This is a genomic window from Streptomyces flavofungini (assembly GCF_041028215.1).
Lineage (GTDB): Bacteria > Actinomycetota > Actinomycetes > Streptomycetales > Streptomycetaceae > Streptomyces > Streptomyces flavofungini_B.
In genome coordinates this window covers 1-4,940 of record NZ_JASKYR010000585.1, presented here as the reverse complement: position 1 = coordinate 4,940, position 4,940 = coordinate 1, and the positions used below count along the sequence as shown (strand labels likewise).

Here is a 4,940-nt window from a genome sequence, read left to right as displayed (position 1 = left end):
TCGTAGCGCGCCGCGTCGCCGTGCTGGCCCGGGAGCGCCAGGGTGGCCGCCGCCGAGTCGATGTGCAGCCGCGCGCCCTCGTGGACGGTGGCCTCGACGGTGAGGTGGTCGCCGCCGAGCGGTCCGCTCATCGCGCCCACCAGCGTGACCCGGGCCGCCGGACCGCTGGAGCGGGTGCGGCGCAGGGCCAGCGGGCCCTCGCCGTCGAGGACGGGCAGGGCGGTGCCGCCGCGGCCGTCGGCGCGCGCCTCGATCCGGGCGGTGGCCCGCAGCCCGGCGCCGCCGCCCGTTTCCGTACGGCCCCGTGGGGCGGTGGCGGTCCTCACGCCGACGCGGTCCACGCGGCGTACCGCTCGCGCACCCAGGCGGCGACCGGTCCGACGCCCTCCTCCGAACGCAGCGACTGGAACGCCACCGGCAGCTCCGCGCGCTGCGCCTTGGCGTCGGCGGCCATCGTGGCGAGGTCCGAGCCGACGTAAGGGGCGAGGTCGGTCTTGTTGATGACGAGCAGGTCGGCGGTGGTGACGCCGGGTCCGCCCTTGCGCGGGATGTCGTCGCCGCCCGCGACGTCGATGACGAAGATCTGCGCGTCGACGAGCCCCTTGGAGAAGGTGGCGGTGAGGTTGTCGCCACCGGACTCGACGAGGATCAGGTCCAGCGGCCCGACCTCGTCCTCCAGGTCCTCCACGGCCTCCAGGTTCGCCGAGATGTCGTCCCGGATCGCGGTGTGCGGGCAGGCTCCGGTCTCCACCGCGGTGATCCGCTCGGGCGGCAGCACGGCCTCGCGGAGCAGGAACTCGGCGTCCTCGCGGGTGTAGATGTCGTTGGTGACGACGGCGAGGGACAGCTCATCGCGCAAGGCCCGGCAGAGTGCGGCGACGGTGGCGGTCTTACCGGTCCCGACGGGTCCGCCGAGCCCGATGCGCAGGGCCCGTCGGCTCCCGTCGGGCCGCCGCGCGTCGGCGGAGACGGCGGCGGGACCGTCGTGGTCGTGGGAGTGGTCGAGGTGCATGGGCAGGTACTCCTGTGGTCGATGTGACTATTCGTGCGGCCTGCGGCGGCTTGTCGTGCGGGGTCACCCCCAGCCCGTCCGGCGATTGAGGACGAGGCCGTTCAGGCCGATACGGGGGCCCGGGGGCGGAGCCCCCGGAGGACGGCCGCCCGGACATGCCGAGGCCCCCTAGGACGCGAACAACCGCACGGGCCACCCCGCATGGGCCTCGGCGCCAACCTCAAGCAGCGGAGCCGAAGCCGCGGGCAGCGCGTCGACCCCCTCGGCGAGAACCCGCCCGGCCGCCTCCGCCGCCCGCAGGGCGAGCAGATCGAGCTCGGGCGCGAGACGCGCGAGAACCCCCGTGGCGTCGAACGGGTCGAGACTCAGCAGCCGCACCGTCGCGGTCGCGGGCCCGCTGATCCCCTCGTACGCGGAGCAGTACGCCGCGTCCTCGGGGCCGAGTCCCGCCGCCCGCGCGGCGAGCCCGAGGACGACCGGCTGATGGGCTCCCTTGGGGAAACGCCGGGCCAGCGCGTCGAGTTCCGGATGCGGCCAGGTCGCCCGCGCCGCCCGCATGAGCTGCCGCCCGAGCCGCCGCGCGGCGCTCCGCAGCGCGGGTGAGGGCGTACGGGCGTCCGCCGCCGCGTCCAGGGCGACCGGATCGACGCCGAGCGCGGCGGCCGCCGCGAGGGAGGCCGACACCAGGCCGCTGGTGTGCAGCCGCCCCCGGCAGAAGTCCTCAAGGCTCGCGGCGCCGGTGATCCGGCCCGCCTTGACGGCCTCTTCGGCCCCGCCGGAGTGGGCATGCCCCCCGGCGGGAAAGCGGCCGTCGGCCAGGACGAGAAGTGCTGCGCGTGACATGTGATCGTCGCCTGTGTCCTTCGCCTGTGTCCGGCGGTCCGTCAGAAGAGGAAGTAGCGCTGGGCGAGCGGCAGTTCCATGGCGGGCGACGGCTCGACGAGTTCACCGTCGATGGTGACGGCGAAGCTGTCGGGGGCGACCTCGACCCGGGGCAGCGCGTCGTTCTCCCGCATGTCGGCCTTGGAGCGGCCCCGGGTGGAGCGGATCGCGGCGAACGGCTTGTCCAGGCCGAGGCGCTCCGGGAGCCCGTCGGCCAGGGCCGCCTGGGTCACGAAGTTGACCGAGTTGAGCCCGGGGGCGCGGCCATGGGCCCCGTACATACGGCGCGGCAGGACCGGCTGCGGGGTCGGGATCGAGGCGTTGGCGTCGCCCATCTGCGCGTACGCGATCTGCCCGCCCTTGAGGACGACCAGCGGCTTGACGCCGAAGAACGCCGGTTCCCACAGGACGAGGTCCGCGAGCTTGCCGGTCTCGACCGAGCCGATCTCATGGTCGATGCCCTGCGCGACGGCCGCGTTGATGGTGTATTTGGCGACATAGCGACGTGCGCGGCGGTTGTCGGCCCGGCTGTCCCCGGGCAGGAGGCCCCGGCGCCGCTTCATCACGTGCGCCGTCTGCCAGGTCCGCATGATGACCTCGCCGATGCGCCCCATGGCCTGCGAGTCGGAGGACATGATCGAGATGGCGCCGAGGTCATGGAGGATGTCCTCCGCCCCGATGGTGGTGGGCCGGATGCGCGACTCGGCGAAGGCGAGGTCCTCGGGGACGGCCGGGTTCAGGTGGTGACAGACCATCAGCATGTCGAGGTGCTCCTCGACGGTGTTGACGGTGTGCGGCCGGGTGGGGTTGGTGGAGCTCGGCAGCATGTTGGGCAGCGAGACCGCGGTGATCATGTCGGGGGCGTGGCCGCCGCCCGCGCCCTCGACGTGGAAGGCGTGCAGGGTGCGGCCCGCGACGGCGTCGAACGTGGCGTCGACGAAGCCCGCTTCGTTGAGGGTGTCGGTGTGGACGGCGAGCTGGGCGCCGGTCTCCTCGCAGACGTTGAGGCAGGCGTCGATGGTGGCGGGCGTCGCGCCCCAGTCCTCGTGGATCTTGAAGCTGACCGCACCGGCCCGCAGCTGGGCGTGCATCGACTCGGTGGAGACGGTGTTGCCCTTGCCGAGGAAGCCGATGTTGACGGGGCTGGACTCCAGGGCCGCGAACATGCGCGCCAGATGCCAGGCGCCCGGCGTGATCGTGGTCGCCTTGCTGCCCTCGGCGGGTCCGGTGCCGCCGCCGAAGAGCGTCGTGACGCCCGAGGCCAGCGCCTCGTCGACGATGGTCGGCGAGATGAAGTGGATATGGGTGTCGATACCGCCCGCGGTGAGGATCTTCCCGTTGCCCGAGAGGATCTCGGTCTCGGGGCCGATGACGAGGGCGGGGTCGACGCCGTCCATCGTGTCCGGGTTGCCGGACTTGCCGATTCCGGTGATACGGCCGTCGCGTATGCCCACGTCGGCCTTGACGATGCCCCAGTGGTCGATGATCACGACGCCGGTGATGACGGTGTCGGGGGCGCCCTCGGCACGGGTCGTACGGGACTGGCCCATCGACTCGCGGATGACCTTTCCGCCGCCGAACACCGACTCGTCGCCCGAGCGTCCGGGGCCGCCGGAGCGGTCCTCCTCGATCTCGATCAGGAGGTCGGTGTCGGCGAGCCGGATGCGGTCACCGGTCGTGGGGCCGAAGAGATCGGCGTAGGCGGCGCGGGAGAGTTCAGGCATCGAGGGCACCTCCGGTCTCGCCGCGCAGACCGGGCACGACACGCTTGCCCGCCAGCGGGACGAGTTCGACGTCGACGGGGATGCCGGGCTCGAAGCGCACGGCGGTGCCCGCGGCGATGTTGAGCCGCTTGCCGCGCGCGGCGCCGCGGTCGAAGTCCAGGCCCGGGTTGGCCTCGGCGAAGTGGTAGTGGGAGCCGACCTGAACGGGGCGGTCGGCCGCGTTGAGGACGGTGAGGCGGGTGACCTCGCGGCCCTCGTTGAAGAGGACGGGTCCGTCGGCGAAGAGGATCTCGCCGGGGACGAGTCCCTGTCCCGTGCCGGGCATGGCGGCATGCATGAGGCGCGGACTCCCGTCAGACGATCGGATCGTGGACGGTGACGAGCTTCGTGCCGTCCGGGAAGGTGGCCTCGACCTGGACGTCGTGGATCATCTCGGGGATGCCCGCCATGACGTCGTCCCGGGTGAGCACCCTGCGCCCCGACGACATCAGTTCGGAGACCGTGCGGCCGTCGCGGGCTCCCTCCAGGATGTGGGAGGTGATGAGGGCGATCGCCTCGGGGTGGTTGAGCAGCAGTCCCCGCGCCCTTCGCTTCTCGGCCACGTCCGCGGCCACATGGATGAGCAGTCTCTCCTGCTCGTGCGGGGTCAGTTGCACGATTCCCACCTCACGTCCCTCGCTCCGAACCGTGCGGGGTCCGGTCGCCGCACCACCGCGACGGATATAGATGTAACACACAGCGAAGGTGCGCGATCTTGCGCACCCCGGCTACGAAATCCCCTGGTGGCGTGGCACGCGAGAGTAGTTGGAAGGAGTTTCAACGAGGTTAACCAGCCATTGACCGATCCATGACCGTCAGCAGGGCTGCCCCATACTCATCAATGCGCGCAGCCCGTTCTGGAGTGCCTCGACGGGTACCTCGTCGAACAGCGCGTACTGCGCGGCGAAACCCTGCGCCGTGGCGATCATGGTCCGCGCCACGTGGTCGGCGGGGATGTCCGCGCGCATCATGCCCGCCTCCTGATAGCCCTCGACTATGGCGACCCAGGCCGCGCGCACCCGTGCGTACCCACCCCCCATCAGGGCCGAGAGCTCCTGGTCGCGGAGCGTCTCCGTCCAGACCTGGATCATCAGCCGGGGGAAGCACGACCTGGCGCCGTCGCCGTCGCSCATGCCGGGCCGCAGATCGAGGACCTCCGAGAGCACCCGGCCCACCAGGACGTCGGGCGGGGGCGGCGGGGTCTGCCGGGCGGCCGCCTCGAAGACGCCGCCGATCTCGGCCAGGACCTCGGAGACGATCGCGGCGATCAGCTCGTCCTTGCC

Annotated in this window: 6 protein-coding genes and 1 pseudogene; all 7 read right to left on the bottom strand. The window is 72.2% G+C overall.

Translation table 11 applies throughout. From position 1 onward, the window contains the following. Positions 1–326 (bottom strand): annotated as a pseudogene (locus AB8Z36_RS30260) (urease accessory protein UreD); the annotation flags it as partial. After that, on the bottom strand, positions 323–1,012 hold the full coding sequence (ureG, locus tag AB8Z36_RS30255) for an urease accessory protein UreG (RefSeq protein WP_369216576.1): 690 nt from the start codon (positions 1,010–1,012) through the stop codon (positions 323–325). The pseudogene AB8Z36_RS30260 and the gene ureG, both read right to left, overlap by 4 nt. 168 nt (positions 1,013–1,180) lie before the next feature. Continuing rightward, positions 1,181–1,855 carry an urease accessory protein UreF gene (locus AB8Z36_RS30250; RefSeq protein ID WP_369216575.1) on the bottom strand — a complete coding sequence of 225 codons (675 nt, stop codon included), beginning with the start codon at positions 1,853–1,855 and terminating at the stop codon, positions 1,181–1,183. 41 nt (positions 1,856–1,896) lie between these two features. Further along, a complete protein-coding gene (locus tag AB8Z36_RS30245; RefSeq protein ID WP_369216574.1) occupies positions 1,897–3,618 on the bottom strand; it encodes an urease subunit alpha in 1,722 nt (573 codons plus the stop codon). Then, positions 3,611–3,955 carry an urease subunit beta gene (locus tag AB8Z36_RS30240; RefSeq protein ID WP_369216573.1) on the bottom strand — a complete coding sequence of 115 codons (345 nt, stop codon included), beginning with the start codon at positions 3,953–3,955 and terminating at the stop codon, positions 3,611–3,613. The genes AB8Z36_RS30245 and AB8Z36_RS30240 overlap by 8 nt, the downstream gene beginning before the upstream one ends. Before the next feature lie 16 nt (positions 3,956–3,971). Then, positions 3,972–4,274, bottom strand: coding sequence for an urease subunit gamma (locus tag AB8Z36_RS30235; protein ID WP_369216577.1), 303 nt, complete (start codon positions 4,272–4,274; stop codon positions 3,972–3,974). A gap of 198 nt (positions 4,275–4,472) precedes the next feature. Further along, positions 4,473–4,940, bottom strand: a 468-nt coding sequence (locus tag AB8Z36_RS30230) for a TetR family transcriptional regulator C-terminal domain-containing protein (protein WP_369216572.1), incomplete at its 5' end; no start/stop codon positions are given.